Origin of the sequence: Hydrotalea sp. AMD, assembly GCF_004100315.1 — a bacterium.
Lineage (GTDB): Bacteria > Bacteroidota > Bacteroidia > Chitinophagales > Chitinophagaceae > Hydrotalea > Hydrotalea flava.
Map to the genome: position 1 here is coordinate 1 of NZ_SCKY01000092.1, position 1,142 is coordinate 1,142.

3 protein-coding genes are annotated in these 1,142 nt (G+C 40.0%); 2 read left to right on the forward strand and 1 reads right to left on the reverse strand.

The window, feature by feature from the left end; translation table 11 throughout:
- Window positions 1–223 precede the first annotated feature (223 nt).
- Window positions 224–460: a hypothetical protein gene (locus tag EO766_RS18195; RefSeq protein WP_143439180.1), complete on the forward strand. Its 237-nt coding sequence runs from the start codon at window positions 224–226 to the stop codon at window positions 458–460.
- Here the strand turns inward: EO766_RS18195 and EO766_RS18200 are convergent.
- Window positions 457–897 carry a DUF4145 domain-containing protein gene (locus EO766_RS18200; protein ID WP_218836926.1) on the reverse strand — a complete coding sequence of 147 codons (441 nt, stop codon included), beginning with the start codon at window positions 895–897 and terminating at the stop codon, window positions 457–459. The two genes, EO766_RS18195 and EO766_RS18200, sit on opposite strands and share 4 nt — an antisense overlap.
- Before the next feature lie 17 nt (window positions 898–914).
- Here EO766_RS18200 and EO766_RS18205 point away from each other — a divergent pair.
- On the forward strand, window positions 915–1,142 hold a 228-nt coding region (locus EO766_RS18205), incomplete at its 3' end, for a hypothetical protein (RefSeq protein ID WP_287101804.1).

Below are 1,142 nucleotides of genomic sequence, written 5' to 3' on the forward strand. Positions count from 1 at the left end.
AACGAACAGGGCTTGGCGATGGCAGGGGATTTTATAAAGTCCAGCCGATAACCGAAGCCGATTTAAAAACCAAAGTTGAAGTTAACAACTAAAAGCCAAATTACTATCGTCAAGCTGCAACAGAAGCTGATAGCAAACTACGCAGAAGCTAACAACGTCCCGCCCTGCTATTGCCAAACCCATGTTACAAGCCGTTTTTGTCCACTTACAAACTAAAGAAACTATGATACAAGTAAAAGAATTAATTGTTACAGATTTGTCCAGAAAGGGAACTGGCACAAGTGAAATAAGTCCAGTAAGAACCGTCCTTGAAGTTTATACAAAAGACGGAGAATTGGTCGCAACAAACGATACACTTGGTAATTACTCGGTTGAGGATTTACATTCTCTGGCTGCTTTTTGTCTGGCTAATAAAGAATTATCAGCCAAAGAAGTGTTGCAGAAGTGGCGAAAGGATTAGCTGTCTCTTTTGGCAATGTTGTCTTTATCTTTTTGGGGCAGGTTTATAAAAACCTCATTAATCTTTTTTGGTTGCGTAATGAAAAAGTCGCAAATAATGTTTACAAAACTAAACAAAGCGTATGCAGTTTCCGGTTTATCGTCTAAGTCAATTACACCAGGATGCACGGCATGATTGCCAATTACCCTTACACTATCAAGTGCCTGCTGCAATTGGACAGGCATACCTTTCTTTACCAAACTGGCAATGTCGTCATTTATATTTTTGCCTTTCTCGCCTAAGTGAACGCATAGCTTTTGCACGGCAAGTCGCAGCAAAGCCGCTGAACCTCTTGGTGAAATATTTACAATGTCTTTCGCTTCATTGTAGTCGTTCATTATATCGGCTGGCAGGTCTGGGTTTGCCATTTCAACGTTGCCGGTCAAAGGGTAAACCATTTTTTGATTTATCCAAATTGAAATTTGTTGGCAATGCCCACATTTTGATGTCATTGTATTTTGTAAAACATATTGGGTATGCCCTTGTCCGCCGTTTGGAAGTTGTCCAGTATAATGACAATGGATATTGCTTGACCATTGTTGGGCGGATAATACACCGCAGTGTGGGCAGTGAAATGATTGTTGTCCTAAAATTGGTGGAATATGCTTCATTTACGATGTCTAAAATAAAATGGCTTGTAACG